The sequence below is a fragment of the Glutamicibacter sp. AOP12-B1-11 genome (assembly GCF_052379245.1).
In the GTDB taxonomy this organism is placed as follows: domain Bacteria; phylum Actinomycetota; class Actinomycetes; order Actinomycetales; family Micrococcaceae; genus Glutamicibacter.
This window is the reverse complement of sequence record NZ_JBQSYL010000012.1, coordinates 75,090-100,918: the sequence shown is the minus strand read 5'-3', so window position 1 is coordinate 100,918 and position 25,829 is coordinate 75,090. Positions and strand designations below refer to the sequence as shown.

At 64.6% G+C, this 25,829-nt stretch carries 29 protein-coding genes; 23 read left to right on the top strand and 6 right to left on the bottom strand.

Going from position 1 to position 25,829, the window contains the following annotated elements; all coding sequences use genetic code 11:
- The first annotated feature begins 192 nt into the window (after positions 1 to 192).
- From hflX to ACT3UQ_RS09235, 4 genes are all read left to right on the top strand, one after another.
- Positions 193 to 1,857, top strand: coding sequence for a GTPase HflX (gene hflX / locus ACT3UQ_RS09250; RefSeq protein ID WP_374954801.1), 1,665 nt, complete (start codon positions 193 to 195; stop codon positions 1,855 to 1,857).
- Positions 1,850 to 3,847: an ATP-dependent DNA helicase gene (locus ACT3UQ_RS09245; protein ID WP_444637026.1), complete on the top strand. Its 1,998-nt coding sequence runs from the start codon at positions 1,850 to 1,852 to the stop codon at positions 3,845 to 3,847. Before hflX ends, ACT3UQ_RS09245 begins: the two co-directional genes overlap by 8 nt.
- Positions 3,848 to 3,933: 86 nt before the next feature.
- Positions 3,934 to 5,652 carry a DUF222 domain-containing protein gene (locus ACT3UQ_RS09240; protein ID WP_444637025.1) on the top strand — a complete coding sequence of 573 codons (1,719 nt, stop codon included), beginning with the start codon at positions 3,934 to 3,936 and terminating at the stop codon, positions 5,650 to 5,652.
- An 88-nt stretch (positions 5,653 to 5,740) separates the two neighbouring features.
- Complete coding sequence (locus ACT3UQ_RS09235; protein WP_444637024.1) at positions 5,741 to 6,823, top strand: glycoside hydrolase family 76 protein; 1,083 nt, start codon at positions 5,741 to 5,743, stop codon at positions 6,821 to 6,823.
- Positions 6,824 to 6,885: 62 nt separating this feature from the next.
- On the opposite strand, the gene lexA is transcribed toward ACT3UQ_RS09235, so the two are convergent.
- Entirely contained in the window at positions 6,886 to 7,602 is a 717-nt protein-coding gene (gene lexA, locus ACT3UQ_RS09230; protein WP_105554679.1) for a transcriptional repressor LexA, read from the bottom strand.
- A gap of 257 nt (positions 7,603 to 7,859) precedes the next feature.
- Between lexA and ACT3UQ_RS09225 the strand changes: the two genes are divergently transcribed.
- From ACT3UQ_RS09225 to ACT3UQ_RS09190, 8 genes are all read left to right on the top strand, one after another.
- Positions 7,860 to 8,213, top strand: a complete 354-nt coding sequence (locus ACT3UQ_RS09225) for a LysM peptidoglycan-binding domain-containing protein (RefSeq protein WP_146114090.1) — start codon at positions 7,860 to 7,862, stop codon at positions 8,211 to 8,213.
- Between the two features lie 74 nt (positions 8,214 to 8,287).
- A complete protein-coding gene (locus tag ACT3UQ_RS09220) occupies positions 8,288 to 9,394 on the top strand; it encodes a histidinol-phosphate transaminase (RefSeq protein ID WP_105650748.1) in 1,107 nt (368 codons plus the stop codon).
- Between the two features lie 25 nt (positions 9,395 to 9,419).
- Complete coding sequence (gene hisB, locus ACT3UQ_RS09215) at positions 9,420 to 10,040, top strand: imidazoleglycerol-phosphate dehydratase HisB (RefSeq protein WP_096288070.1); 621 nt, start codon at positions 9,420 to 9,422, stop codon at positions 10,038 to 10,040.
- A complete protein-coding gene (gene hisH, locus ACT3UQ_RS09210; RefSeq protein ID WP_105554676.1) occupies positions 10,041 to 10,676 on the top strand; it encodes an imidazole glycerol phosphate synthase subunit HisH in 636 nt (211 codons plus the stop codon).
- 3 nt (positions 10,677 to 10,679) lie between these two features.
- The gene (locus ACT3UQ_RS09205) at positions 10,680 to 10,829 is read left to right on the top strand and encodes a hypothetical protein (RefSeq protein WP_176484251.1); all 150 of its coding nucleotides are present in this window, start codon (positions 10,680 to 10,682) and stop codon (positions 10,827 to 10,829) included.
- 22 nt (positions 10,830 to 10,851) lie between these two features.
- Positions 10,852 to 11,589 (top strand): bifunctional 1-(5-phosphoribosyl)-5-((5-phosphoribosylamino)methylideneamino)imidazole-4-carboxamide isomerase/phosphoribosylanthranilate isomerase PriA, encoded by a 738-nt coding sequence (gene priA / locus ACT3UQ_RS09200; RefSeq protein WP_105554675.1) that lies wholly within the window; start codon positions 10,852 to 10,854, stop codon positions 11,587 to 11,589.
- 156 nt (positions 11,590 to 11,745) lie between these two features.
- Complete coding sequence (locus ACT3UQ_RS09195) at positions 11,746 to 12,627, top strand: SseB family protein (protein WP_105650749.1); 882 nt, start codon at positions 11,746 to 11,748, stop codon at positions 12,625 to 12,627.
- 21 nt (positions 12,628 to 12,648) lie between these two features.
- Positions 12,649 to 13,986, top strand: coding sequence for an MFS transporter (locus tag ACT3UQ_RS09190; protein WP_105554673.1), 1,338 nt, complete (start codon positions 12,649 to 12,651; stop codon positions 13,984 to 13,986).
- Here the strand turns inward: ACT3UQ_RS09190 and ACT3UQ_RS09185 are convergent.
- The 3 genes from ACT3UQ_RS09185 to ACT3UQ_RS09175 all read right to left on the bottom strand — a co-directional run bounded on the left by ACT3UQ_RS09185 (position 13,983) and on the right by ACT3UQ_RS09175 (position 15,586).
- The gene (locus ACT3UQ_RS09185; RefSeq protein ID WP_105554672.1) at positions 13,983 to 14,474 is read right to left on the bottom strand and encodes a GNAT family N-acetyltransferase; all 492 of its coding nucleotides are present in this window, start codon (positions 14,472 to 14,474) and stop codon (positions 13,983 to 13,985) included. The two genes, ACT3UQ_RS09190 and ACT3UQ_RS09185, sit on opposite strands and share 4 nt — an antisense overlap.
- Positions 14,475 to 14,511: 37 nt before the next feature.
- Positions 14,512 to 15,066 (bottom strand): GNAT family N-acetyltransferase, encoded by a 555-nt coding sequence (locus ACT3UQ_RS09180; RefSeq protein WP_444637023.1) that lies wholly within the window; start codon positions 15,064 to 15,066, stop codon positions 14,512 to 14,514.
- Positions 15,067 to 15,220: 154 nt separating this feature from the next.
- Positions 15,221 to 15,586: a DUF1844 domain-containing protein gene (locus tag ACT3UQ_RS09175; RefSeq protein WP_096288056.1), complete on the bottom strand. Its 366-nt coding sequence runs from the start codon at positions 15,584 to 15,586 to the stop codon at positions 15,221 to 15,223.
- A 328-nt stretch (positions 15,587 to 15,914) separates the two neighbouring features.
- On the opposite strand from ACT3UQ_RS09175, the gene infC reads away from it, so the two are divergent.
- The 9 genes from infC (at position 15,915) to ACT3UQ_RS09130 (ending at position 24,007) form a co-directional block, all read left to right on the top strand.
- Positions 15,915 to 16,565 (top strand): translation initiation factor IF-3, encoded by a 651-nt coding sequence (infC, locus tag ACT3UQ_RS09170; RefSeq protein ID WP_374954800.1) that lies wholly within the window; start codon positions 15,915 to 15,917, stop codon positions 16,563 to 16,565.
- Positions 16,566 to 16,732: 167 nt separating this feature from the next.
- Positions 16,733 to 16,927: a 50S ribosomal protein L35 gene (rpmI, locus tag ACT3UQ_RS09165; RefSeq protein ID WP_096288052.1), complete on the top strand. Its 195-nt coding sequence runs from the start codon at positions 16,733 to 16,735 to the stop codon at positions 16,925 to 16,927.
- 103 nt (positions 16,928 to 17,030) lie between these two features.
- The gene (rplT, locus tag ACT3UQ_RS09160) at positions 17,031 to 17,693 is read left to right on the top strand and encodes a 50S ribosomal protein L20, sunset domain variant (RefSeq protein ID WP_105554670.1); all 663 of its coding nucleotides are present in this window, start codon (positions 17,031 to 17,033) and stop codon (positions 17,691 to 17,693) included.
- A gap of 112 nt (positions 17,694 to 17,805) precedes the next feature.
- Positions 17,806 to 18,678 (top strand): TrmH family RNA methyltransferase, encoded by an 873-nt coding sequence (locus ACT3UQ_RS09155; RefSeq protein WP_105554669.1) that lies wholly within the window; start codon positions 17,806 to 17,808, stop codon positions 18,676 to 18,678.
- Between the two features lie 18 nt (positions 18,679 to 18,696).
- Entirely contained in the window at positions 18,697 to 19,131 is a 435-nt protein-coding gene (locus tag ACT3UQ_RS09150) for a (deoxy)nucleoside triphosphate pyrophosphohydrolase (protein ID WP_444637022.1), read from the top strand.
- 76 nt (positions 19,132 to 19,207) lie between these two features.
- On the top strand, positions 19,208 to 19,858 hold the full coding sequence (locus ACT3UQ_RS09145) for an LppM family (lipo)protein (RefSeq protein WP_105650753.1): 651 nt from the start codon (positions 19,208 to 19,210) through the stop codon (positions 19,856 to 19,858).
- A gap of 116 nt (positions 19,859 to 19,974) precedes the next feature.
- A complete protein-coding gene (locus ACT3UQ_RS09140) occupies positions 19,975 to 21,054 on the top strand; it encodes a phenylalanine--tRNA ligase subunit alpha (protein WP_444637021.1) in 1,080 nt (359 codons plus the stop codon).
- Between the two features lie 3 nt (positions 21,055 to 21,057).
- Positions 21,058 to 23,598, top strand: a complete 2,541-nt coding sequence (gene pheT, locus ACT3UQ_RS09135) for a phenylalanine--tRNA ligase subunit beta (RefSeq protein ID WP_105650754.1) — start codon at positions 21,058 to 21,060, stop codon at positions 23,596 to 23,598.
- Positions 23,599 to 23,776: 178 nt separating this feature from the next.
- Positions 23,777 to 24,007: a hypothetical protein gene (locus ACT3UQ_RS09130; RefSeq protein WP_105650755.1), complete on the top strand. Its 231-nt coding sequence runs from the start codon at positions 23,777 to 23,779 to the stop codon at positions 24,005 to 24,007.
- Between the two features lie 73 nt (positions 24,008 to 24,080).
- Here the strand turns inward: ACT3UQ_RS09130 and ACT3UQ_RS09125 are convergent, their stop codons facing one another.
- Positions 24,081 to 24,494, bottom strand: coding sequence for a hypothetical protein (locus ACT3UQ_RS09125; protein ID WP_105554663.1), 414 nt, complete (start codon positions 24,492 to 24,494; stop codon positions 24,081 to 24,083).
- A 238-nt stretch (positions 24,495 to 24,732) separates the two neighbouring features.
- On the opposite strand from ACT3UQ_RS09125, the gene ACT3UQ_RS09120 reads away from it, so the two are divergent.
- On the top strand, positions 24,733 to 25,056 hold the full coding sequence (locus ACT3UQ_RS09120) for an antibiotic biosynthesis monooxygenase family protein (protein ID WP_105554662.1): 324 nt from the start codon (positions 24,733 to 24,735) through the stop codon (positions 25,054 to 25,056).
- A gap of 7 nt (positions 25,057 to 25,063) precedes the next feature.
- Positions 25,064 to 25,339 (top strand): hypothetical protein, encoded by a 276-nt coding sequence (locus ACT3UQ_RS09115; RefSeq protein WP_105554661.1) that lies wholly within the window; start codon positions 25,064 to 25,066, stop codon positions 25,337 to 25,339.
- A gap of 26 nt (positions 25,340 to 25,365) precedes the next feature.
- On the opposite strand, the gene ACT3UQ_RS09110 is transcribed toward ACT3UQ_RS09115, so the two are convergent.
- Positions 25,366 to 25,797, bottom strand: coding sequence for a VOC family protein (locus ACT3UQ_RS09110; protein ID WP_105650757.1), 432 nt, complete (start codon positions 25,795 to 25,797; stop codon positions 25,366 to 25,368).
- Between the last annotated feature and the right edge of the window lie 32 nt (positions 25,798 to 25,829).

Genomic DNA, 25,829 nt, shown 5'->3' with positions numbered 1-25,829 from the left:
CGGTTACCAGGGTTCCCCCGAGAGCCGGCGCTGATTTTGCGCGCCCACCGGACACATGAACCTGCAGACGGCAAGGTCCTTTTCTTTTTCTTTTTGGATTCTTCGCACCCCTTCGTGCCCCGCCGCAGTCTCTTGGTAACCGCCCCTTCACCTGATCACCGACAGCAATTTGTCTTGAGCACAAGGACCGGTATGACCGAACACCCACCGACATCTGATCGCGCCACCTCGCGAAGTGGGGGTACCCCGCACTATTCTGTACAGAGAAGTTCTTCTAAGGAGACCATGACTAACTCCGAGTCACACGAGCAAGACGCGGCATCAATGGATGATGCCCAGATCAAGGCAGCCATCGACCGCATTCTGGCGGCCGACGACGCGCAAGCCCCCGCCGTATTCCACGCCGACGAACCGGTCGAGGAGCACATCTTTTCCGGACAGGCGACCGCGCTGAACCGCTTTTCCGCCGAGCATTCATCCTTCGACGGGGACCAAGACGATTTAGCCGACCGCCGGGCGCTGCGCCGCGTGGCCGGGCTCTCCACCGAGCTCGAAGATGTCACCGAGGTCGAATACCGCCAGCTGCGCCTGGAGCGCGTGGTGCTCGCCGGCATCTGGACCTCAGGCAGCGTCACCGACGCGGAGAACTCCTTGCGCGAACTCGCCGCGCTGGCCGAAACCGCCGGCTCCGAGGTGCTCGACGGGGTCGTCCAGCGCCGCAGCAAGCCCGATTCCTCCACCTTCCTCGGCTCCGGCAAGGCCATCGAGCTGCGCGACATCGTCGCGTCCACCGGCGCCGATACCGTCGTGGTGGATGCCGAACTCGCCCCCTCGCAGCGCCGCGCGTTGGAGGACATCGTCAAGGTGAAGGTCATCGACCGCACCGCGCTGATTTTGGACATCTTCGCGCAGCATGCCAAGTCCCGCGAAGGCAAGGCCCAGGTCGAGCTGGCGCAGCTCGAATACCTGCTGCCGCGCCTGCGCGGCTGGGGCGAATCCATGTCCCGCCAGGCCGGTGGCCGGGTGGGCGCCGCCGGTGGCGGCATCGGTTCGCGCGGTCCGGGCGAAACCAAGATCGAAATGGACCGCCGCCGCATTCGCGACCGGATGGCCAAGCTGCGCCGCGAGATCAAGGCGATGAAGCCGGCCCGCGAGGCCAAGCGCGCCAACCGCAAGCGCAACCAGGTCCCGGCCGTGGCTATCGCCGGCTACACCAACGCCGGCAAGTCCTCGCTGCTCAACCGGCTGACCAACGCCGGGGTGCTGGTGGAGAACGCGCTGTTCGCCACCCTGGATCCCACCGTGCGCCAGTCGGAAACCGCCGACGGGCTGACCTACACGCTGGCCGATACCGTCGGATTCGTCTCCAACCTGCCCACCCAGCTGGTGGAGGCCTTCCGCTCGACGCTGGAAGAAATCGCAGACTCGGATCTGATCCTGCACGTGGTCGATGCCTCCCATCCGGACCCCGAAGGCCAAATCCAGGCGGTGCGCACGGTGCTGGCGGAGGTCGACGCGCTGAACATTCCCGAGATCATCGTGCTGAACAAGGCCGATGTGGCCGACCCGATCGTCATCGAACGGGTGCGCAACCGCGAGTCGAACACCACGATCGTTTCGGCGCGCACCGGGGAAGGCATCGAGGCGCTGCTCGAGCAGATCAGCAGCTCGATCCCGCGGCCCGAGGTGCAGTTGGAAATCCTCATCCCCTACGACCGCGGAGACCTGATCGCCAAGCTGCACCAGAGCGAATCGGAAATATTGGAAAGCGAACACACGGATCACGGAACCCGGATGATCGTCAAGGTGCGAGAATCCCTCGCGGTTCAGTTGGAGACTTTCAACCTACATGGATAAGCAAGAGCAGGTCCTGGACCTTCTGGAAACCGCGGTGACCTCCATGGGCGGCCAGATGCGCGTCGGCCAGCAGCAGATGGTCAAGCATATGGTCGAGGCCCTGGAGGACGAAAAACACCTGCTGGTGCAGGCCGGCACCGGCACCGGCAAGTCGATGGGCTACCTGATCCCGGCGCTCGCCCATGCGCAAACCAGCGCGAAGCCGGTGATCGTGTCCACCGCAACCCTCGCCTTGCAGTCCCAGATCGTGGGGCGCGATGTGCCGCGGCTGCTCGAAGCGCTCAAGGGCAAGCTCTCCCGCCCGATGGACGTGGCCCTGCTCAAGGGCCGGGCCAACTACCTCTGCCAGTACAAGCTCGGCGGCGGGTACCCGGATGACAGCGAGGGAACGCTGTTCGAAATGGACGCGCCGGCCGCGCCCGCCGGGCAGATGTTCTCCCCGCTGGCCGCCGAGGTGCTGAAGCTGCGCGACTGGGCGGAGAAGACCGATACCGGGGACCGCGACGAACTGGTCCCCGGGGTCAGCGACAAGGCCTGGAAACAGGTTTCGGTCTCCGCCATGGAATGCCTGGGCGCCCAAAAGTGCCCGATGGCCGATGAGTGCTTCTCCGAAATGGCCCGGGCGCGGGCCGCCGAATCCGACGTGGTCATCACCAACCACGCGCTGCTCGCGGTCTCCGCCTTCGAGGGCCTGTCCGTGCTGCCGGACTTCGAGGTCGCGATCATCGACGAGGCCCACGAGCTGCAGGACCGGGTCACCAGCTCGGTCTCCGGTGCGCTCTCGGCGCGCGGGGTGCTCACCGCCGCCGGCGGCGCCAAAAGGCACTGCGGCGTGAACGTCGACGAGCTCACCAAGGCCGCCGGCCGGCTGGAAAAATCGCTCACCGGGGTGCCCACGGGCTTGCTGGAGCGCGGGCTGCGCGAGGATATGGGCATCGCGCTGAACGACATCGTCGAACAGGCCCGACTGGTGCTGGCGCTGTCCAAGCCGGAGGCGAACGCCCCGGCGGACGGCGGCCGGCAGACCGCCCGCTCGCAGATGCAGGCGGTGATGGACGACGCGATCCGCATGCTCGAAGCCGAGGAGCGCCGCGAGGTGCTCTTCACCTCCCGCCCGCGCGAGTTCATCGAGGGCCGCGGCTATGTGGAAACTGAGGACAGCCAGCCGGCGACGCTGAACGTCGCGCCGCTCTCGGTGGCCGGCAAGCTGCGCGAGGGCCTGTTCGACGGGCGCACCGTCGTGCTCACCAGCGCCACCCTGGCCATCGGCTCGCAGTTCGATTCGGTGGCCGGATCGCTCGGGCTCATGGGCCAGGGCGCCCCGACCTGGACCGGGGTGGATGTGGGCAGCCCGTTCGACTACCCGAACCAGGGCATCCTCTACGTCGCCAAGCACCTGCCCAAGCCCGGGCGCCAGCTGGCCGCCGAGACGCTGGACGAGATCGAGGACCTGATCACTGCCTCCGGCGGCGGCGCGCTGGCGCTGTTCACCTCCAAGCGTTCGGCCGAGGAAGCAGCGGCGATCCTGCGCGAGAAGCTCGACGTGAAAATCCTCTGCCAGGGCGACGCGAGCATGAAGTCGCTGGTCGCGGACTTCTCCGCGGAGCGCGACACCTGCCTGTTCGGCACCATGACCCTCTGGCAGGGCGTGGACGTGCCCGGGGATTCCTGCCGCCTGGTGATCATCGACAAGATCCCTTTCCCGCGCCCCGACGACCCGATCTCCAAGGCCCGCACCGAGGACGTGGCCAAGCACGGCGGCAACGGCTTCATGCAGGTCTCCGCGACCCACGCGGCCATCCGCCTGGCCCAGGGCGCCGGCCGGCTGATCCGTTCGGTGCAGGACAAGGGGGTGGTCGCGGTCCTCGACTCGCGCATGGCCACCGCCCGCTACGGCTCCTTCCTGAAAAGCTCGCTGCCGCCGATGTGGCCGACCACCGACAAGAAGGTCATCACCGGCGTGCTGCAGCGCCTGCAACCGGAAAAGTAGCCGGCGCCAAACCGGACACGCCCGCTTATCCACACCCTGCGCCCGATCCGCCGGCCCCCGCCCGCGGACCGGGCAAGGTGGTGGGTATGGAAGAACTCAGCAGCAACCAGGCGGCCCTCGGGGCGATGGCCCAGGCCATCACCGCCCTCGATGCCGCCTGCGCGCAACTCTCTTCCCAGGAACTGCCCGCCGGCCAGGCCGCCTACTTCGCCTGGCTGGCCGAACGCACCGCGCAGACCCTGTCCCGCCTGCAGATCCACGCGGCCGACGCGGTTCAGCGCAGCGGCAGCCACCAGCTGGATACCGAATCCCTCGATGCCATCGCCGACGCCGGCGCCGCACCCACGGACGAGCAGCTCGCCGCGCTGCACGGCACCTGCACGCTGGGCCGCAGCAGCTTCAAGGACGCCGCGGACCTGCACTCCGGCTGGCTGGGCATCGCCCACGGCGCGGCTCTCTCCCGGCTCGCGGCCGCCGGCTCGCTGATCGCCAAGGTCACCGAGGCGGGGGAGCGGACCACCCCCGATTGCCCGCAGCTTGCCGCCCACTTCGCGAACCGCAACGTAGATCCGCGCCCGGCGATCGGCGCCGCCCGGGCCATCCGCAACGCCGAAGCGGACCTGCCCGGCCCGCAGGCCCGCGCCCAGCTCGAAGCGCAGGCGGTTAAGCTCATCGCCCAGGAACCGGCCAGCGCTGCGAAGCACCTGTCCGGCCTCATCACCGAGCAGCTCCAGGCCCAGCGCCCGCCCGAGGCGCTGTTCGCCGAGGCAGGACTCTTCCCTCGTGGCACAAAAGGCGGACTGGTCATCTACCAGCTCAAGGTCTTCCCGCACGATGCCGAACTCATCGAGTCGCTCCGCGCCAAGATCGACAACCCCAACACCATCGCCGGCAACCGCGAGCAGCTCAACGAGCTCGTCCACGCCAGCTATCCCAACCACGCCGAGCCCGCCGCATCGGACGAGCCCGCCCCATCGGACGAGCCCGCCCCATCGGACGAGCCCGCCCCATCGGACGAGCCCGCCCCGTCGGACGAGCCCGCCGCATCGGTCGAGCCCGGAACCCCGGTTGCGCCAATGCCACCCACCCCCAAGGAATGGGACGATGCGCCGAGCATGCCCGGTTGGGCCCGCACCCCGGCTGCCGAAGCGACGGAAGCCGAACCACCGAAACCACCCAGCAACCTCGCCCCGCCGCCCGAGCAGCCCTTCGAAGATCTGAGCCCGGCCCTGCGCCACCTGACCGGATTGCTCGCGGTGCTGCGTGCCAATCGCGTTGGCGGCAAAAATCCGGGCGCCGGGCTGATCGCCCCGCAGGTGATCGTGCACCTGAACTACGAGAAAATGCTCGCTGGCGCCGCCAGCTTCGCCAGCACCGAAAATGGCCTGCCGCTGACCGCGGCGTCGGCCCGAACGCTCATGTGCAATGCCGGAATCTACCCGGCGGTGCTGGACGGCAAAGGCCAACCGCTGGATATCGGCCGATCCAAACGGCTCTTTCCGCCGCATATGAAACGCGCCCTGGCCGCCCGCGACCGCGGTTGCCTCTACCCGGGCTGCCGGATGCCGGCCAGCCGCTGCGAGGCGGACCACGTCGATCCATGGGAGGAGGGCGGACAGACCCGCGTGGATCGTGGCGTTCTGCTCTGTCCCATGCATCACCACGCGCGCCATGCCGGGCTTTTCAGCCTCGTGGTGGCCGAGGGCAAACCTCCGGCGGTGCTGCTGCCCAAATTCTTGGACCCCGATCAACAACCGCGACGCAACACCTACTGGTTCTCGGCCGCCGAAGTGCTCGCGGCCTGATCCCGCCCGCTCGATGTGCTCGATGCCGGCGGGCGAAGCGGCTACGCTGGTGCACACAACCGGAGAATTAAGCAGTGGGAGCCGACTCGTGAATGAAGCGCAGCATCAGCCAGGCAACCACGACCCCGAGCACTGGGAGGCCCTGGCCGCGGTGGCAGGCGAGGACCTGCACGCCAGATTCGGCCATCGGCTCATGGGCCTGCCCGGCACCTGGATCGGCTCGCTGCATGCGACGCCTACCGCGCCAGCGCCTGGCAAACGCCCGCGCCCCTGGTCCGAATGGCACTACTGGTGGCAGGCGCACTATCTCGACGCGATCCTCGACGCGGCTTTCCGCGAGCTGCACTCCGGTCACCGGTGCGCGGCCCAGAGGCACTGGCGGCGGGCCAACCAGCTGCTGCGCGGCATCCTGCTGCGCAATTTCGGCCGCTTCCCGAATTACTTCTACGACGACATGGCCTGGTTGCTGCTTGCCAGCCAACGGCTCAATGGGCTGAGCCAGCAGCTCACCGCCCGCCCGGCGCTGCTCGCCACCCTAGCCATGCGTGCACTGGCTCGACAGCTGGTGCGCGGCCAAGACGAGAAGCTCGGCGGCGGGCTCTACTGGTCGCGCAAACGCGACTTCAAGAACACGCCCACCAACGCCCCGGCGGCCCTGTATTTCGCACGCATCGCGGACTTGAGCACCGCCACCGGGCTGCTGGACTGGCTGCGTCGCGAGCTCTACAGCACATCCTCCGGGCTCTACCTCGACGGCATCCGCCTGACCGCCGGCGGCCCGCGCACCGAGGAAGCGATCTACACCTACAATCAGGGCACCGTGCTCGGCGCATTGCTGGCCACCGGGACCGCTGAGCATCTGGCACAAGCAGTCTCGCTGATTCAGGCGATCAACGACCAGCTCGCCACTGCGGCACAGGGCCTGCGCCTGGAATCCGGCGGCGACGGCAATCTGTTCACTGGAATCCTCTGCCGCTACCTGGCGCTCGCCGCGAACGACGCACGCCTGCCCGCTGAGACCCGCCGCACCGCCGCGCGATTGGTCCGCGACACGGCGAGCCAGATCGCGGACCGGGTCGAGACGCAGCTTTCGGCGGCCACCCAACGCTGGACGATCCTCCAGGCGGCCGGGCGCGTGAGCCTGCCGCCGAGCCACCTCAGCGCAAAATAAAAGCCATCCGGTCTCACCGACAAGGGGTGAGGCCGAATGGCTCGTTGGAATAAACTTGCCTGCTACAGCGAGCGCATCACCGACACGACGCGTCCCATCACCGTGGCCGCGTCGCCGAGAATCGGCTCATAACGCGAATTCTGTGGCAACAACCAGGTGTGGCCGTCACGCTGACGGAAGGTCTTCACCGTGGCTTCCTCGTCAAGCAATGCGGCCACAATATCGCCGTTCTCCGCGGTCTGCTGGCGACGGACGACCACCCAGTCGCCATCGCAAATAGCCGCATCCACCATCGAATCGCCCGATACCTTGAGCATGAACAGCTCGCCGTGGCCAACCAGCTGGCGGGGTAGGGAAAAGACGTCTTCGACGGTTTGCTCCGCCAAAATTGGTCCACCGGCGGCGATGCGTCCGACCAAGGGAACCATTGTGGTGTCTGCCGAGGAGCTCAGCTCAATGACCTTCGTGTCCTCAGCGGGTTCCGGCGCGCTCAGCGGCTCGCTGCTTCCCTCGCCGTCCTCTGCAAGCTGCAGCGGAAGCAGAATCTCCATCGCTCGTGGACGCCGCGGGTCGCGACGAATGTACCCAAGCTTTTCGAGCTGACCGAGTTGGTGAGTCACGCTCGAAAGGCTTTTGAGCCCGACCGAGTCGCCAATCTCACGCATCGACGGCGGGTAGCCATTCTTGCCGATCGCACGCTGGATGGTTTCGAGGATCTTTTTCTGACGTATCGTCAGCGAACGGGCGTTCGACCGGGGAGTGCGCTGTGATGCTGACATGTATTTTTGCCTTCCCTTGCATTCGGTCCTCAGTTCGAAGCTACAAACTGTCGGTGCCCAATGTTGTGATGTATTCATTGATCGACTACTTCGAAATCTTAGTTGATCGCAGGGCTTCTTTCAAAGATTTGTTCGAAAACATCTGGACAAGTTCGATCTGGCTCTGTTAGAAAAGATGTACTAGTATCGAACAGGTGTTCGAAGGTTGTATTCGAATATTGGTTCGCATCACCCGTAATCGTTGAGGAGAAAAAGTCGTGGCAACTCTGGCACTTCACCCACAGCAGAGCAAGACACCAATGAGGATCCGCATCAATCGTCGCGGTTGGGCAGTACTGGTAGGCATACCGGTCTTCCTGCTCACGATCGCCGCGGCGTTCATGGTCACCATGTTCACCAGCAGCGCCCAAGCGTCCACGGACCTTCCCACCGGCCCGGCGACGGTGGAGGTCACCGTGATTCCCGGTGACACCCTATGGGGGCTGGCCAGCGAGTACGCCGTGGGCTACGAAGTCAACGCGGCGATGAGCCACATTGAGGAATTGAACTCCATCGATGCCGGTGTGTTGTACGCCGGGGACACTTTGGATATCCCGGTACTCTCGAACTAGGTGCCAGCTCACTATTGTTACCTGTTCTTGTCGTGGATTCACCGGCGAGAGTGCCTCAGCATTAGAATTAATGCGTGAATGACCGTAGTGAACTTCTGAGTCAGCTGCCCTTGCGTGAGAATCTCCGCGGGCTATCCCCATATGGAGCGCCACAAATTGACGTCCCCATTCAGCTGAACGTCAACGAGAACACCCATCCATTGCCAGCGACCGTTATCGATGCCATCGCTCAGGAAGTAGCCAAAGCGGCTGCCAGCCTAAATCGTTACCCGGATCGTGAATTTACCGAATTGCGCGAGCTGCTCGCCGACTACCTTGGTCACGGGCTGACCTCCGACAACATCTGGGCCGCAAACGGCTCCAACGAAATTCTCCAGCAGATCCTGCAGGCCTTCGGCGGCCCGGGGCGCAGCCTGCTTAGTTTCGTCCCCACCTACTCGATGTACCCGCTGCTCGCCAGTGGCACCGATACCGAATTCATTGCCGGAAACCGCGCCGAAGATTTCACCCTCTCGGCCGAATCCGCCTCCGCGCAGGTGCGCGAACACCGCCCAAACGTGGTATTCCTGTGCTCCCCGAATAACCCGACCGGAACCGCACTGGGCTTAGACGTCATCGAAGCGGTCTATGAGGCCGCCAGCGAAACGGGCGCCATGGTGATCGTGGATGAAGCCTACGCAGAATTCTCGCTGGCAGGTACTCGATCGGCGCTTACCCTGCTCGAAGGGCGCCAGCGCTTGATCGTCTCGCGCACGATGTCCAAGGCTTTCGGCCTGGCCGGAGCCCGCGTGGGCTATCTCGCGGCGGCCCCCGAGGTGACCGACGCGATTCGCCTGGTGCGTCTGCCTTACCACCTCTCCGCGGTCACCCAGGCAACCGCCATCGCGGCGCTGAAGAACATCGAGCTGCTGCTCGCGCAGGTTGAAGACATCAAGACCCAGCGCGACCGCATCGTGTCCACGCTGATCGATCTCGGCTTGAAGCCATCTGTCTCGGATTCGAACTTCGTTTTCTTCGGCGGACTGGAAGATCCGCACGCCATCTGGCAGGGCCTGTTGGATGCCGGCATCATTGTCCGCGACAATGGAATCAAGGGAACGCTGCGCGTCACCGCCGGCACCGAAGCCGAAACCACCGCCTTCCTGGAGCACCTGGCCTTGTTGCTGGGTGCACAGAAGTAGAATTCACACACAAGCGAAGGAAGACATGTCTGCCGAATTGATTGGCGCTCGTCGCGCCCGGATGGAACGCGAGACCAGCGAATCATCAGTTTTCGTCGAGTTGGACCTGGACGGAACCGGGGTCTCGGAGATCAGCACGAGCGTGCCGTTCTATGACCACATGCTCACCGCCCTGTCCAAGCATTCGCTCATCGACCTGACCGTGCGCGCCACCGGTGACACCCACATCGACGTGCACCACACGGTCGAAGACGTGGCCATCACCATCGGCGAGGTGCTGCGCGTGGCCCTGGGCACCAAGGCGGGCATACGCCGCTTTGGCACCTCCTACGCACCGCTGGACGAGGCGCTGTCCCGTTCGGTCGTTGACGTCTCCGGGCGCCCGTACCTGGTGCACGGCGGGGAACCCGCAGGCCAGGAATACCACCTGATCGGCGGGCACTTCACCGGTTCGATGACGCGGCACGTATTCGAGGCCATCACCTTCCACGCGCAGATCTGCGCGCATATCGAGGTGCTCTCCGGGCGCGATCCGCACCACATCGTCGAGGCCCAATTCAAATCCTTCGCTCGCGCGCTGCGTGAAGCGGTCGAGCCGGACGCCCGCATGGGCGACAAGATCCCATCCACGAAGGGTGCCCTCTAAGTGGCGAAAAAAACTGTCGTCGTCCTCGATTACGGATCCGGCAACGTCCGCTCGGCCGTGCGCGCGCTGGAAGCCGCCGGCGCCGAGGTGGAGCTGACCGCGGATCCAAAAGCGATCTTGGCCGCCGATGGCCTCGTCGTTCCCGGCGTGGGAGCCTACGCCTCGGTGATGGAGCAGCTGACCAAGGTCGGCGCGCTGCGTTGGATCGGCCGCCGCATCGCCGGTGGCCAGCCGGTGCTGGGCATCTGCGTGGGACATCAGGTGTTCTTCGAGCAAGGTGTTGAGCACGGGGTGAAAACCGAAGGCATCGGCGAGTGGCCCGGTGTGGTCGAGCGACTGCAGGCGGAGGTCATTCCGCATATGGGTTGGAATACCGTGCGCCCGCCGGAGAACAGCCGGCTCTTCGCCGGGATCGAGGACGAGCGGTTCTACTTCGTGCATTCCTATGGCGTGCAGAAGTGGGAGTTCGATGTCACCCAACCGGCGATGACCCCGCCCCAGGTGACCTGGTCCACCCATGGCACCGAATTCGTCGCGGCCGTGGAAAACGGTCCGCTGTCCGCCGTGCAATTCCACCCGGAGAAGTCCGGCGACGCCGGGGCCCGCTTGCTGCGCAACTGGTTGGAGACACTTTAGGAAATGTGGGCCATCATCCTGCTAACCCTCGGTGCCTTCCTCGCCGGCGGCGCGATCTCGCTCAAAAGCCAGAAAGCGCATATCTCGTGGATCATCGCATTGTGGGCCCTGGCCGCCGCGGCAATTGTCGCCGGCTGGGTTCAGACTCTCTAGACATTAGCGACAGAAGGAAATTATGAGCGAGCAACCAATTCTTGAACTGCTCCCGGCGGTAGATATCGCCGGCGGCCAAGCCGTTCGCCTGGTGCAGGGCGAAGCCGGGTCGGAAACCGGATACGGCGACCCGCTGGAGGCGGCCCTGTCCTGGCAGCGCGAAGGGGCCGAATGGCTCCATCTGGTGGATCTCGACGCGGCCTTTGACCGCGGCAATAACACCGAGGTGGTCCGCCGCATCGCCGACGAACTGAACATCAAGGTGGAACTCTCCGGCGGCATCCGCGACGATGCCTCGCTGGAGCGCGCCCTGGAATTCGGGGCCACCCGCGTGAACCTGGGGACCGCAGCATTGGAAAACCCCGACTGGACCGCGCGCGTCATCGAACGCTTCGGCGAGCAGATCGCCGTGGGCATGGACGTGCGCGGAACCACCCTGTCCGGCCACGGCTGGACCAAGGACGGCGGCGACCTCTGGGACGTGCTGGCACGCTTGGAAGATGCCGGGTGCGCCCGCTATGTGGTCACCGACGTGACCAAGGACGGCACCCTGCGCGGGCCGAACGTGGACCTGCTGCGCGAAATCTGCGCCAAGACCACCAAACCCGTGATCGCCTCCGGTGGCATCTCCTCGCTGGAAGATCTGCGCGTGCTGCGCGAATTGGTCTCGGAGGGAATCGAAGGGGCGATCATGGGCAAGGCGCTCTACGCGGGCCAGTTCACCCTCGCCCAAGCGCTGGACGTGGCAGGGCGCCGCTAGCCTCCACCATTTTTTGAGCCAGGACCCGAACCAGCGCCCACCGGCCCGGTTCGGGTCTTTTGCCCTCCGCACCGGAGCCGGGGTGCGTGGCAAAGGTCATGAACGGATTTTCGTCGCAGGACTTTCGCATTTGCACCCGGCAGATAGCATAGTTTCATGAGCATTTCGCACCCCGAATCCGATCCCAAACGCCACCTGCCCGGGCATATCGCCGCGGCGTTGGCGCAAGCTGGCAACCGCGCAGATTCTGCCGGCCAAGGCTGGGACGGTCGGGACTTGAGCGGCGAGGAAAATCCGTTGCACAAGTTTGACAAGGACGATGGAGCCGCCGACCCGGCCGTGGTGCAGGCTCTGGCCGAGCTCCGCGCGGGAACCGGAGACGAGGCCGGAGTGCATCGGGCCCTGTCCCAGGCTCGCGTCTTCGTGGCGGTTGTCGCCCAGCTCGGCGAAGAAGCGCTGACCGAACATGGTTTCGCCGCCGATAAGGAAGCCGACATGGCGTTGGTCAAGATCAAGGCACCCGATGGGCGGATGGCCTTGCCGGTATTCACCACGGTCGAGCGCTTGCAGGCCTGGCATGGCGAGGCCCGACCGGTGGCGGTCTACGCACCCCGCGCGGCCCTGTCTGCGGTGAGCGAAGAAGCCCAGCTGCTGGTGCTCGACCCGGGCAGCGATTTCACCTTCGTGCTGCGTCGTCCCGGGATGTGGAACCTGGCCAAGCAGACCGATTGGACCCCCAGCTATCTCAGCGAGCACATCGCCAAGCTCGTCGAAGAGGCGACCGCCGGTTATCCGGCGCTCCGCGCGGTGAAGGTGGCGCCGGGCCGGGGAGTCGGCTCGCGAGATGTCTCTGGAGCGGCGGTGCTGGGCGGCGGCCCCGGACCGGAACTGAACCTGCAGTTCGTCTTCGCCGCCAGAACCCCCGAGGCCGAAGCCCGCCAGAGCACCAAAGACATCCATGGGCGCCTCGCCCAAAACCCAGAATTCGCCGAAGCGGTCGATTCGCTCGAAGTGAGTTTGCTCAGCGCACCAGACTAAGAGAAAAGGACACCACCGGGTATGAAACGGTATTGGCAGATTCTGCGGCAGCCGCAGATTTCATCGCTGCTAGTCATCGGAATGATTGCCCGATTGCCGCACTCGGCGCTGAGCATGCTGCTGCTTCTGCACCTGGTTACGAATCTCGATCAGAGCTGGGTGTCCGCCGGGCTGGTTACCGCGCTGATGACCCTCGGCATTGCCATCGGCGCCCCGTGGCGCGGTGCCCGGGTCGATGCGTGGGGGCTGCGCCGGGCGCTGATTCCTTCGATCTTCGTCGAAACCATCGTCTGGTGCACCGTCCCGCACGTGTCGCTGGAGTGGGTGTACCCGCTGGCCTTCATCGGCGGGCTCTTCTCGCTGCCGGTGTTCTCCGTGGTCCGTACCGCCCTGGGCATCATGACCACCGGGGATAACCGGCGCACCGCCTTTGCGCTCGATGCGACGGCCACCGAACTGGTATTCATCGTCGGACCGGCCTCGGCAGGGATCGTCGCCACGCAGATCAGCAGCACCATCGGGCTGAGCGTCATCGGGGTGACCGCATCGGTCGCCGGTCTGGCGCTGATGATTTTGAATCCGCCGACGCGCAGTGATGACCCCAAGGCGGTGGCCCTGCGCGCCAACGTGCACGAGGAGCGTCTCGGCGCGGAGGCCAGTTTCATCGCCGCGGCCCCCTTCGGCGTGGCCGAGGTCGAAGGCGAATTGATCACCGCGGGTTGGAAGTCCGCGCGCGCCCGGATCAAGAGCCGCGGACGTGCGTTCAAGAGCCGCTTCAACTGGATCAGCGCCTCGGTGCTTGCGGTGTTCATCGCCGCCGGCGGAGCCGGTGCGCTGCTCACGGGCACCGAGGTGGGCATCGTTGCCGAACTCGAAGCGCAGTCACGCTCCGGTGACCTGGGGATCGTATTCCTCTTCTGGTGCGGTTCGTCGCTGATCGGCGGGCTGGTCTACGGCTCGATGAACCGGGCCATCTCCCCGCTCCTGCTGCTCTTGGCGATGGCGGTGCTGACCGTGCCCATGTATTTCGCCACCGACACCTGGAGCTTGGCGCTGCTCTCGCTCGCCCCGGGCCTGCTCTGCGCGCCCACGCTCTCGGCGGCCTCCGAATGGCTCACCGATCTGGTCGCGGAGAAACGCCGCGGCGAGGCCATGGGCTGGTACGGTTCGGCGATGACCACCGGCACCGCGCTCGGTTCACCGCTGACCGGCATCTTCGTGGATACGCTCGGCCCCGCCCAGGCATTTATCGGCATCGGCTTGCTGGCGGTATTCATCGTGGTAATCGCATTGATCGCCCAGCAGATCCGCCGACGAGTGCGCCGCACCCGTCGCGCGCGGATGGGCGACTTCGTTTAGGCCGAGGTGAGTTTGAGCTCGTAGTGATCCAGCCCGTCGGTGCTTGACCGCCCCGTGAAGCCTCTGCGCGCCAACAACTTGGCCGAGGCAACATTGGCTGGGTCGACCCGAGCGATCAAACGGCGCACCTGAAATAGTTCGGGGATGAGCCCTAGCGCGCTATTGACCATGGCACCGGCGATTCCCTGACCCCAATAGCCGGGGGAGACCCAATACCCAAGTTCGACTCCCTCGGGTTTACGGGTGGCCACGACCAGCCCTGCCGGATGCCCCGCAGCGATAGCCACAAACCAGCGAGTGGCCCCAACCGTGGCAAGCGGCAAAGCGCTCAGTGCCAATTGAATTCGCTCGCCGATCGTCTGGTCGTCCCAGACCGAACCATCACCGATATAGCGAGTGACTCGTTCATCGGAGGCCAGGGAAATGACGAACTGCCGATGCCCCTCGTGCAATGGTTCCAGAACAATCTTCTGCGTTTGACGGTCCATCAATGATCCTGCCTCTCGTAGTGGAATCGTGCTTTTGCTAGTGCGCCGGGCCCTCGGTTTTCAGCCGGGAGTAGCAGTACATGTCCTTGCGCTCGGTGCCGATCAGTTGCCAGCTTCGCAGTAATCCTTCGCGGGTGAAACCACATTTTTCGGCGGCCCGCCAGGACCCTTCGTTCCAAGGCTCGATGTACAGCTCCACCCGATGGATGGCCGCAAGCTTCAAGGCCCAAACGGTGAGTGCATCCAACGCCGCGCTCACTGCACCGCGTCCGCGTTGTGCAGGATCGATCCAGTATCCGATACTTGCCCGGCCGGCAGCAACGTTGTGCAGCCACAGCCCAATTTGCCCGATCGCCCGATTCGTCTGTGCCTCGGCGATGGCGAAGGAATACCCGGTGCGGTCAGCCACACGCTGCTGCTGCCTGGAGATGAAGTCCGCGAAGTCCTGGCTGGATCCCTTAACGGGAACGCTGGTGATCAACGGAATGAGCGGATCCAGCGAAGCCGCCTCGATCAATGCCACGTCGCCGATGTCGAACGGCCGCAAGACATAGCGCCCGGCATGCAGTACCGGCTGTTCGAAGGTATCCATTACCGAAGCCTATCTAGTGCAAGGCGTTGTGGCTCGTTCCGATCCGGCAATATCTGTTCCGAAACGGAAAGCTCGTGTTTAAACGAGCATGGATCCGCTTCCCAAAGGAAGCGGATCCATGACGTTAATCTCTTAAAATTCTGCGAAACAATCGCTAGTTGACCGGTCCGGTGAGCTTCTCGCCCGGGCCCTTGCCTGGTGCATCCGGGATCAATGATGCTTCGCGGAAGGCGAGCTGAAGGCTTCGCAGACCGTCACGCAGCGGTGCCGCGTGCTGTGAACCAAGCTCGGGTGCCCCCGCGGTGACTAGGCCAGCCAGAGCGGTAATTAGCTTGCGAGCTTCATCAAGATCCTTCAGCTCATCGGCATCATCACCTTCTGCCAGTCCGCATTTGACCGCGGCCGCGCTCATCAGGTGAACTGCGGCGGTGGTGATGATCTCTACTGCTGGAACTTCTGCGATGTCGCGCATCTGCTGCTCGACGGCGTGCTGCTGCGAGTTGGTGTCTTCGGTACTCATACTGCTAAGCTTGTCACAGACCGACTCAATACAGGTACTTGAGAGCGTCCGGTATCCGGATGATGTCACCAAGAGATCAGTGTTGAGCCATGCAAGTGGAGGCCAACTCCCACCCGCAGTAGCCGTTCAGGCTTCCGGGTAATTCGGCAGGATATTTATGAGTATCCGGAAATAGCTTTACGAGGAAGAATCGTAAAACTATTGTGTCGTCTATTCTGTGGCCTTCGCCTGCACTTCGCAGACGGGGGCCTTCTTCATTTGCGAGTAAGTGACTTACGAAAATCAGGAGTGACACATCAGCGATCCACGCATTAATGAGCGCATTCGCGTGCCAGAGGTACGTCTCGTCGGCCCCAATGGTGAGCAGGTAGGAATCGTCCGCATCGAGGACGCGCTCCGACTAGCTGTCGAGTCCGATCTGGACTTGGTCGAGGTGGCACCGACCGCCAAGCCTCCTGTATGCAAACTGATGGACTTCGGCAAGTTTAAGTACGAAGCCGCTGTCAAGGCTCGTGAAGCTCGTAAGAACCAGACCAACACGATCCTGAAGGAAGTCCGCTTCCGTCTGAAGATCGACACCCACGACTACGAGACCAAGGTCGGCCACGCACTGCGCTTCTTAGGCGCAGGCGACAAGGTCAAGGCCATGATCCAGTTCCGTGGACGTGAGCAGCAACGCCCAGAGATGGGCATTCGCTTGCTAGAAAAGTTTGCAGCAGACGTAGCAGAGGTCGGGCTCGTAGAGTCCACCCCTCGCATCGATGGCCGAAACATGGTCATGGTTGTAGGTCCGCTGAAGAACAAGGCAGAGGCTCGCCGCGAACAGCAGCAGAAGTCGGGTGGCCGGGAAAGCGCGAAGCGCAAGATCCGCACCGACGCCCCAGAAGAGACCGAGGGTCAGAACGTCGCAGCAGCGATGGATGATGAAGCTCTCGCGAAGCTGGAGCAGGCTCGCAACGCGGCTGAAGGCGAAGCCTAGCCCAAGCCTGTTGGGCCTCCGGGCCCGTCATCGGAAACGGTGAAGGATCTTCCTTGCGAAGGTCCAACTACAAGAGAACAGCAGCGGTCACCTTGCCAAGAGGCCCGCTTCGGATGATCCCCACAGATCTCACGATTTATGTGGAGCACGTTAGGAGAACGGCAGCTATGCCGAAGTTCAAGACTCACAGTGGCGCCAAGAAGCGCTTCAAGCTGACTGGTAGCGGCAAGCTCAAGCGCCAGCAGGCCAACCGTCGTCACTACCTGGAGCACAAGTCCTCGCGCGTCACGCGCCGCCTGGCTTCTGACCAGCTGGTAGCTAAGGCCGATGTGAAGACCATCAAGCGGATGCTGGGCCTCTAAGCTCTCCCTTTCGCAATTCGGGGAAGCACAACCCCAACAACCATAGATTTCGCTTTCACCTGGTTATCCCGGGTGGGAGGAACTGACTTGAAGGAGTACACACGTGGCACGTGTGAAGCGGGCAGTAAACGCCCATAAGAAGCGTCGCGTCGTTCTGGAACGCGCAAAGGGTTACCGCGGTCAGCGTTCGCGCCTGTACCGTAAGGCCAAGGAGCAGCTGCTCCACTCGTTCGTTTACAGCTTCAACGACCGCCGTAAGCGCAAGGGCGACTTCCGTCGCCTGTGGATCCAGCGTATCAACGCTGCATCCCGCGCCAACGGCCTGACCTACAACCGTCTGATCCAGGGCCTGAAGGCCGCTGAGGTCGAGGTTGACCGTCGCATGCTCTCCGAGCTGGCTGTTTCGGACTCGAACGCTTTCGCTACCTTGGTCAAGGTTGCAAAGGACGCTCTTCCGGCAGATGTCAACGCTCCTCGCGGCGCAGAAGCACCAGCTTCCGCACCAAAGGCTGCCAAGGCTCCAAAGGCCGCAGCTGCACCAGCAGCCAAGAGCGTCGAAGGCGAAGGCGTGATCAAGGCCGTTGAAGGCCAGGACGCACCAGAAGGCTTCGTCATCAAGGGCAACGCCGGATCGAACAAGTACCACGTCCCAGGCTCGACCTGGTACGAGCAGACCGAGGCCGAGTTCTGGTTCAACTCGATCGAAGCTGCCAAGGGCGCAGGCTTCGAGCCAGCTGGTGGAGAATCCCGCCAGCAGATGAAGTAAATCCGTTTCTCCCTTTGAGCTAGGCCTCAGGTAGGACAGATCACACCGAAGGGTGGGTACCGCACATAGTGTGGAACCCACCCTTCGGTGCTTCTACCGGTATTCTCGAATAATGACGAGCTTTCCCCCAGACGTGATGTCCAATCCGCGCGCCGACCGAGTCAAGGCGGTCGCCCGCTTGGCCCACCGCAAGGGCCGTGAGGCAACCGGCGAATTCCTTGCCGAAGGCCCGCAAGCGGTCCGCGAGGCGCTGGTTGCGCACCGTTCCAACGACCAGCTGGTCCAAGAAGTTTACGTGGTCCCTGGTTTTCTGGAACGCCACGAAGAATTTACGGCCTTGCTCGACGCAGCCAAGGTGCGCACTCATTTTGTCACCGGCGATGTCATCTCGGCGATGGCGGATACGAAGAACCCGCAGGGCATCCTCGCGGTCGTCGCAATGTCCCAGCCGCAGCTTTCCGAGGTGCTGGCCAGCAACCCCAAGCTGATCGCGGTGCTCTGCCGAATCCAGGATCCGGGCAATGCCGGAACCATCCTGCGTGCCGCCGACGCGGCGGGTGCCGACGCGGTGATCCTGACCAAGGACAGCGTCGACATCTACAATCCGAAGGCCGTGCGCTCCACCGTCGGCTCGCTCTTCCACCTGCCGGTGCTCAGCGACGTCGACCTCAACGACTTCATCGCTGCCGCCGGGGAACGCCTGCAAGTGCTCGCGGCCGATGGCTACGCGGCCCACAACCTGGACACCCTGCAGGATTCGGCGGTGCTGCGCGCGGGGACCGGAACCGAACTGCCGGCGAATGAACCGGCGCTCGAGCGGCCCACCATCTGGCTCTTCGGCAATGAGGGGCAGGGGCTCGACGAACAGGAAAAGGAACTGGCCGGGTACAAGGTCGCGGTGCCGCTCTACGGGGTGGCCGAATCGCTGAACGTGAGCACCGCCGCGACGGTCTGCCTGTATGCCTCGGCCCGCGCCCAACGCTAAAGCCCAAGGAACACCTCCATGAATCTGAAACAAATCGTCGCCGTAGCCATCGTCGATAGCTTCGCGTCGCCGACGAAAATGCTGGCTGCCCGGCGCAACCGCCCGGCAGCCTTGGCCGGCCTCTGGGAATTTCCCGGTGGCAAGGTCGAACCGGGGGAGTCTGATATCGAGGCGGTGCATCGAGAGCTGCGCGAGGAGCTCGGCGTGCAGCTCACGCTCGGCGCCGAAGTTACCGGACCGCTGGCGCAGGGCTGGGCGCTGAACGAGCAGGCCGCCATGCGAGTCTGGTTCGCCACCATCCGCTCCGGCACTCCCGACACGCTCGACGGGCACGACCAATTGGCCTGGCTGGCTCTGGATGAGTCGCTGGGTGCCGCGGTGCCGTGGATCAAAGCGGACGCGCCGATCGTCGCCGCCTGCCTGGCTCAAGCCCATGCAGGGCGCACGCTCTAAACCGCGTAAGCTGGAACTAGTGCCCGGTGTCGGCAAAATGTAGATAATCAATCAATAAACTTGAGGAGCAATCCGAGTGAAGAGACTTCTTGGCGTTCTCGCGCTGGTATTTACCGCAATCCTGGCCCTGTCCGGATGCGTCAACATGAACGCTGAAGTCAATGTGACCGGTGCCGATCAGGCCACCGGTGCGCTGCAGGTCACCACTCATCAGGAAAACCTGCAGGGGCAGCCCTTCGAAGAGGTGCTGGCCAGCCAGCTGAACACCGATGAACTGGATCAGATCCTCGGCGAGCAGTGGAGCTACACCACCGTCGACGACGGGGAAAACGTCGGCCTGCGCTTCGAAACCGTCGGCAAGATGAACTTCGTCCAGCTGCAGGATGCCTTCAGCACCTTCGGCTTCCCGATCTCGCTGACCGACAAGGGCGGCGAATTTGAGTTCTCGATGCCCGGTGCCGGAGAAGTCGTGGTCAACGAACAGTTCACCGAGGCAAACCTGGTAGTCAGCTTCCCGGGCAAGGTTGTTTCGCACTCTGCGGGCGAGGTCGAGCACCACTCGGTAGCCTTCGACATGATGGCCGGCGCCGAGGAATACAAGGCCACCGGCAGCGCCAACTACGCGTTGTTCTACTCGATGATCTTCGGCGGCGCCCTGCTGGTGCTCGTGCTGATCATTGCCCTGGCCTTTGCGCCGAAGGGTGCCAAGGACCCGAGCGGCCACTAGGCGAATCGTAAGCATCTTCACGGCCCGGGCCCGTCATCGTTGAAACGTTGGCGGGCCCTAGCCAATAGAATAGGAACCAAGAGTTCCACGAGCGAAGAGAAGGATCGATCGATCCCATGTCTGATCAGACAACCCAAGAGGCAACGGAAACGGACCAAAGCGTCCCGCATCCGACCGATGAAGCAGGCATCAACGCCGCGGTCCAGGCGGCACTAGCAGCCATCGAGACCGCCGGCGACCTGACCGAACTAAAAGACGCACGGCTGGCTCACACCGGGGAGAAGTCCGCGCTGTCGCTGGCCAACCGCCAGATCGGCAAGCTGGACAAAACCGAGAAGGCCGTAGCCGGCAAGCTCGTCGGTGGCGCCCGCGGCCGCGTCAACAAGGCCCTGGCCGCGCGCACCGAAGTGCTCGAAGAAGCCGAAGCCGCCCGCATCCTCGTCGAGGAGACCGTCGATGTCACCGCCGCGCCGCGCCGCCGCCGCGCCGGGGCCCGCCACCCGCTCTCGGTCCTGCAGGACCGCGTCTCGGACATCTTCGTCGGCATGGGCTGGGAAATCGCCGAGGGCCCCGAGGTGGAATCCGAATGGTTCAACTTCGACGCGCTGAACTTCAAGCCGGACCACCCGGCCCGCGAAATGCAGGACACCTTCTTCATCGAGCCGGCAGACGCGCACCTGGTTTTGCGCACCCACACCTCCCCGGTGCAGGTCCGCTCGATGCTGGAGCGCGAGGTGCCGGTCTACGTGCTCTGCCCGGGGCGCACCTTCCGCACCGATGAGCTGGACGCCACCCACACCCCGGTCTTCCACCAGTTCGAGGGGCTGGCCGTGGACAAGGGCCTGACCATGGCCGATCTGCGCGGCACGCTGGAGCACTTCGCCCGCCAGATGTTCGGCGCCGAGGCGCAGATCCGGCTGCGCCCGGCCTACTTCCCGTTCACCGAACCGAGCGCCGAGCTCGATATCTGGCACCCCGGGGCCAAGGGCGGACCGCGCTGGATCGAGTGGGGAGGCTGCGGCATGATCAACCCGAATGTGCTGCGCGCCGCCGGCATCGATCCGGAAGAGTACTCCGGCTTCGCCTTCGGCATGGGCATCGAGCGCACGCTCATGTTCCGCAACGACGTTCCCGACATGCACGACATGATCGAGGGCGACGTCCGTTTCAGCCAGCACTTCAGGATGGAGATCTAGGTTATGCGTATTCCGCTTTCATGGCTGCGCGAGTATGCGCAGGTACCGGCCGACGCCTCGGCCGAAGACATCATGGCAGACCTGGTCAAGGTCGGCCTCGAGGAAGAGGACGTGCACCGTCCCTCCGACACCCTGTCCGGCCCGATCGTCGTCGGCCAGGTGCTCTCCCTGGTCAAGGAGGAGCAGACCAACGGCAAGACCATCAACTGGTGCCAGGTCCGCGTCGTTCCGGAAGGCCAGGAGCAGACCCTGACCGGCGAGGGCATCGAGCCATCCGGGGTGCAGGGCATCATCTGCGGCGCGCACAATTTCGTGGAGGGCGACAAGGTTGTTGTCACCCTGCCCGGTGCGGTGCTGCCCGGGGACTTCAAGATCACCCCGCGCAAAACCTACGGCCACGTCTCGGCCGGCATGATCGCCTCTTCCCGCGAGCTGGGCATCGGCGAGGACCACGATGGCATCATGGTGCTCTCCACCCTGGGCCTGGACCCGGAGCTGGGCACCGACGTCATGGAACTGTTCGGGCTGACCGATCAGGCCGCCGAGATCAACGTGACCCCGGACCGCGGCTACTGCTTCTCGATCCGCGGCGTCGCCCGCGAATACGCGCTGGCCACCGGAACCTCGTTCACCGACCCGGCCACCACGGTGAAGGTCACCGCGGCCGCCGAGGCAGGCCTGCCGGTCACCCTGGCGGACCAGGCCCCGATCTACGGCGTGCCAGGCTGCACCCGCTTCGTGACCCGCGAAGTCACCGGCGTCGATCCGAGCCGCCCGACCCCGCGCTGGATGGCCTCGCGCCTGCAGCTGGCCGGCATGCGTTCGATCTCGCTGATCGTGGACATTTCGAACTACGTGATGCTCGAACTCGGCGCGCCGCTGCACTTCTACGATGCGGACAAGCTCACCGGGCCCATCACCGTGCGCCGGGCAAACCCCGGGGAGAAGCTCACCACCCTGGACGCCAAGGAGCGCGAGCTGCACGTCGAGGACCTGCTGATCACCGATCAGTCCGGTGCCATCGGCATCGCCGGCGTCATGGGCGGGACCACTACCGAGGTATCGGATGGGACCGGCCGCGTGCTGATCGAGGCCGCGCACTTCGATGCGGTCTCCATTGCCCGCTCGCGCCGCCGCCACAAGCTGCCTTCGGAAGCCTCCAAGCGTTTCGAGCGCGGAGTTGACCCGCAGGTGATGCAGATTGCCGCACAGCGCGCGGTGCAGCTGCTGGTCGAACTTGCCGGCGGCACCGAGACCGCGCGGGTCACCGACGCCGGCGAAATCCCGGCGCCCACCGTGATCGAGTTGCCGGCCGGATACGCCGAACGCCTGATCGGCGTGCCGTACACCGACGCGCAGACCATCGAGGCGCTGGAAGGCATCGGCGCGTCCGTCGCGCAGACCGCCGTCGGCTTCTCGGTCACCGCACCGAGCTGGCGCCCGGACCTGGCGATCAAGGAGGACCTGGTCGAAGAGGTCGCCCGCGTGGTTGGCTACGACCAGATCCCCGCGACCCTGCCGGTGGCCCCTCCGGGCCGCGGCCTGACTCGCACGCAGTCCCAGCGCCGCCGCATCCTGCAGGGCCTGGCCGACTTCGGGCTGACCGAAATCCTGTCCTACCCGTTCGTCTCCGCGGCGCAGAACAACGCCTTCGGCGCACCGGTGGCCGGAACCACGGTCGACGCGGTGACCCTGGCCAACCCGATCTCCAAGGAGTTCCGTTTCCTGCGCACCTCGATGCTGCCGGGCCTGCTGGACACCGCACGGCGCAACCTGGGCCGCGGATTCCGCGACCTGGCCCTCTACGAGGGCGGCTTGGTGTTCCTGCCGGGAGAACGGCTGGGCTCATCGGTGCTGCCTCCGTTGGGCGTCAAACCAAGCGATGAGGTACTGGCCGAACTGTTCGGCGGGGTGCCGGAGCAGCCGTGGCATGTGGCCGCGGTCTTCACCGGCCACGAGGCCGCCGCAGGCGCCGGGTTCACCCCGCGCGCCTGGGACTGGGCCGACGCGCTGGATACCGCACGCACGATCGCGGATCTGCTCGGGTCACCGCTGGAGGTTGCCCAGGGCAGCCACCAGGCCTTCCACCCGGGCCGTGTCGCAGCACTGAAGCTCAACGGAGAAGTCATCGGCTACGCCGGTGAACTGCACCCGCAGCTGCTCAAGGACGCCGATCTGCCGGCCCGCACGGTCGCCATGGAGCTGAACGCCACCGCACTGATGGCAGCCGCTCCCGCCGTGGTCGTCGCACAGCACCTGTCCACCCAGCCGCTGGCCACTCAGGATGTCGCGCTGATCGTGGACGAGCACGTTGTCGCCGGCGACGTGTTGCGCACCCTGCGCGAAGGTGCCGGTGCCCTGCTCGAAGACATCGCCCTATTCGATGTCTACCAGGGCAAGGGCATCGAGGACGGCAAGAAGTCGCTGGCCTTCGGGCTGCGTTTCCGTTCCGCGGATCGCACGCTGACCGCCGATGAAGCGTCCGAGGCGCGCGCCGCCGCGGTGGCCCTGGCTACCGAGAAGTTCGGCGCCACCCAGCGTTAGGCACGGCCTATCACGCCCAACGCCCCGAGAGATCCGCAGCCCGCGGAAATCTCGGGGCGTTCGCCGTTGCCGGATGAAAATTTCGTGAACAGGCCGAAGGTTTCTGCCGTTGTCCCGGCCGAATCTGGCGCGAACGGATAGAATTAGCGTTTATGGCAGACTCGGAAGGCGGTATCCCATGGGCTCACGTGTAGCTTCGCGCCTCGGCGCCGTCTTGCTGATCCTGGTGCTCGGTGCCGCGGCGGTTGCCGTTGCGGTGTTCCTGGCGATGGGGGCGGTCACCATGATCCAACGCGGCGCCGGCGTGCACCTGGATGATCCACCCACACCCACGATGGAGTGGGAAGAGGAATCCGACGAACCCTTGGGGCCGCGTGCCACGCTTCCCGAAGACGAGCTGGGCTCCTAAACCTTCGAAAGCTGCGCCTGCCGAACCTGCCAGCCCTTTCAACGGGACAAACCCGCGCCCTCGAACCGGTGGATTATCCGCCGGCCCCGGCTTGAATGGCCAGGATTCCCGCGGCGAGCAGGCCCGCAATGAGCGAAGCGGCCCCGACCGCGATCAGCCAAGCTAGCTTGCTGGGCTTTTGCGGGTCCTTGCCGATAACACTGAGGAAGAATCCCGCCGGCATCAAAATCGCGGCAACTGGTACGCCGAGCCGAGCCACAGAGCCGAAAAAGTTCTCCGTGGCGAAATGATCGGTATAGGGAAGCAGCGCCAGAGAAAGCACGAGCAGCACGCCGGCATGCGCGTGCCCGGCACGAAACCAGGACTTCTGCAGCTCATTGGCGTACAGCGCACCGGTGGTGATCCTGAGCAGCAGCTGACCTCCGGTGGTCACCGCGATCAGCGACAGCAAAAGAATTCCGGCGAGCACAAGGGTCTCTGGTTCCATCAGGATGCCTTCCTTCGTATTGTTGGACGCGGCATGGGACCTACGCCTCCCAGCATAGGCAGAGCCGCCGCATCTGGATAGGGCAGCGGAGCCAGCCAAGATCCCGCGCCGCATCTTCCGCGCGTGAGCTCGTAAAACGGGGCCCACGAAGCGAGCGGTGGGCCGCTTAGCCCTCGCGACGGCGGGCCGCGGCGCGTCACATAGGATCCGCTAAACCGTGAATTGCTAGGCTCAGAGAATGATCCTGGAACACGCGATACTTCCTGTCCGACAAGGGCAGGAAGCAGAATTTGAGGCCGCCTTCGCCGAGGCGCGAAAGCTGATCGAATGCCAACCGGGGTTCGCGAACTTGGAGCTATCGCGTTCGATCGAATCCCCGGGAGACTATCTGCTGCTGGTGCGCTGGGTGTCGGTTGCGGCCCACACCGAGGGCTTTCGCCGTTCGCCGGAATACCAGCGGTGGAAGCAGGCGCTGCATCACTTCTACGAGCCGTTCCCCGTCGTTGAGCATTTCACCACGGTCGTCGCCAGCGGATTCGACGCGTCCGGCCATGCGGAATGATGGCACCATGAGTCTTGAGCTGCCCGTTGCGGTGCGCGCCTCGGCATTGTCCGGGATCCGCCGGTTCACCAAGCGCCGCTTCCGCTATTTCAACTACGCGCTGCGCTACCGAGACGGACGCGAGGTATCCGATCTGGGATCGATCGAATTCGGCAAGCTGCTGCAGGGGCACCGCTACCCGGCGGACACGCATTGCGTGCGCAACGGGGCCGAGCGGCACTGCCCCGAGCGCGGCGATGGGGTGTGGGTGGATTATCCGTACGGGAATCCGCTGCCCTCATAAAGCATGCCGTCGCGCTCCGGAGGGGCCTAGCCTTCGGGGTCGTAGCCGATCAGCCAGTGCAGCCCGAAGCGGTCCACCACCTGCCCGTCGGTGGCGCCCCACGGCTTAGCCGCGAGCGGATCGATCACCAAACCATCCTGCGCGAGCTGGTCGAACCAGCCGTGCAAAACCTCCGGGGGCGCGGTTCCCAGCAGCGAAAGCATCAGCCCCTGCATGGCCACGGACTTTTCCCCTTCGGCGGCGTCCGCCCCGAAGAGGGTGACCACGCCATCGAGCATTCCGTGGGCGATCGCCTCGCCGGCGCCATCGGTGCGGGAAAATTCTGCGTAGCTGAACAGTGCAAGCTCCCCGCCGAAGATCTGCGCGTAGCGGCCCAAGGCTTCCCGGGCGGTCCCGGGGAAGAGCACATAGGGAGCGGGCGCGGCGGCTCGCCGCTCGGTTTCCGCGGATTCGGCCATGGTCGTTCCTTCGCGCTGGGCATCCCGCCGTC

Coding starts and splice junctions, on each gene's coding strand:
- hflX (WP_374954801.1), top strand. CDS start 193: ATGACCGAACACCCACCGACATCTGATCGCGCCACCTCGCGAAGTGGG.
- ACT3UQ_RS09245 (WP_444637026.1), top strand. CDS start 1,850: ATGGATAAGCAAGAGCAGGTCCTGGACCTTCTGGAAACCGCGGTGACC.
- ACT3UQ_RS09240 (WP_444637025.1), top strand. CDS start 3,934: ATGGAAGAACTCAGCAGCAACCAGGCGGCCCTCGGGGCGATGGCCCAG.
- lexA (WP_105554679.1), bottom strand. CDS start 7,602: ATGTCAGCATCACAGCGCACTCCCCGGTCGAACGCCCGTTCGCTGACG.
- hisB (WP_096288070.1), top strand. CDS start 9,420: ATGTCTGCCGAATTGATTGGCGCTCGTCGCGCCCGGATGGAACGCGAG.
- ACT3UQ_RS09205 (WP_176484251.1), top strand. CDS start 10,680: ATGTGGGCCATCATCCTGCTAACCCTCGGTGCCTTCCTCGCCGGCGGC.
- priA (WP_105554675.1), top strand. CDS start 10,852: ATGAGCGAGCAACCAATTCTTGAACTGCTCCCGGCGGTAGATATCGCC.
- ACT3UQ_RS09195 (WP_105650749.1), top strand. CDS start 11,746: ATGAGCATTTCGCACCCCGAATCCGATCCCAAACGCCACCTGCCCGGG.
- ACT3UQ_RS09190 (WP_105554673.1), top strand. CDS start 12,649: ATGAAACGGTATTGGCAGATTCTGCGGCAGCCGCAGATTTCATCGCTG.
- ACT3UQ_RS09185 (WP_105554672.1), bottom strand. CDS start 14,474: ATGGACCGTCAAACGCAGAAGATTGTTCTGGAACCATTGCACGAGGGG.
- ACT3UQ_RS09180 (WP_444637023.1), bottom strand. CDS start 15,066: ATGGATACCTTCGAACAGCCGGTACTGCATGCCGGGCGCTATGTCTTG.
- ACT3UQ_RS09175 (WP_096288056.1), bottom strand. CDS start 15,586: ATGAGTACCGAAGACACCAACTCGCAGCAGCACGCCGTCGAGCAGCAG.
- rpmI (WP_096288052.1), top strand. CDS start 16,733: ATGCCGAAGTTCAAGACTCACAGTGGCGCCAAGAAGCGCTTCAAGCTG.
- ACT3UQ_RS09155 (WP_105554669.1), top strand. CDS start 17,806: ATGACGAGCTTTCCCCCAGACGTGATGTCCAATCCGCGCGCCGACCGA.
- ACT3UQ_RS09150 (WP_444637022.1), top strand. CDS start 18,697: ATGAATCTGAAACAAATCGTCGCCGTAGCCATCGTCGATAGCTTCGCG.
- ACT3UQ_RS09140 (WP_444637021.1), top strand. CDS start 19,975: ATGTCTGATCAGACAACCCAAGAGGCAACGGAAACGGACCAAAGCGTC.
- pheT (WP_105650754.1), top strand. CDS start 21,058: ATGCGTATTCCGCTTTCATGGCTGCGCGAGTATGCGCAGGTACCGGCC.
- ACT3UQ_RS09130 (WP_105650755.1), top strand. CDS start 23,777: ATGGGCTCACGTGTAGCTTCGCGCCTCGGCGCCGTCTTGCTGATCCTG.
- ACT3UQ_RS09125 (WP_105554663.1), bottom strand. CDS start 24,494: ATGGAACCAGAGACCCTTGTGCTCGCCGGAATTCTTTTGCTGTCGCTG.
- ACT3UQ_RS09120 (WP_105554662.1), top strand. CDS start 24,733: ATGATCCTGGAACACGCGATACTTCCTGTCCGACAAGGGCAGGAAGCA.
- ACT3UQ_RS09115 (WP_105554661.1), top strand. CDS start 25,064: ATGAGTCTTGAGCTGCCCGTTGCGGTGCGCGCCTCGGCATTGTCCGGG.
- ACT3UQ_RS09110 (WP_105650757.1), bottom strand. CDS start 25,797: ATGGCCGAATCCGCGGAAACCGAGCGGCGAGCCGCCGCGCCCGCTCCC.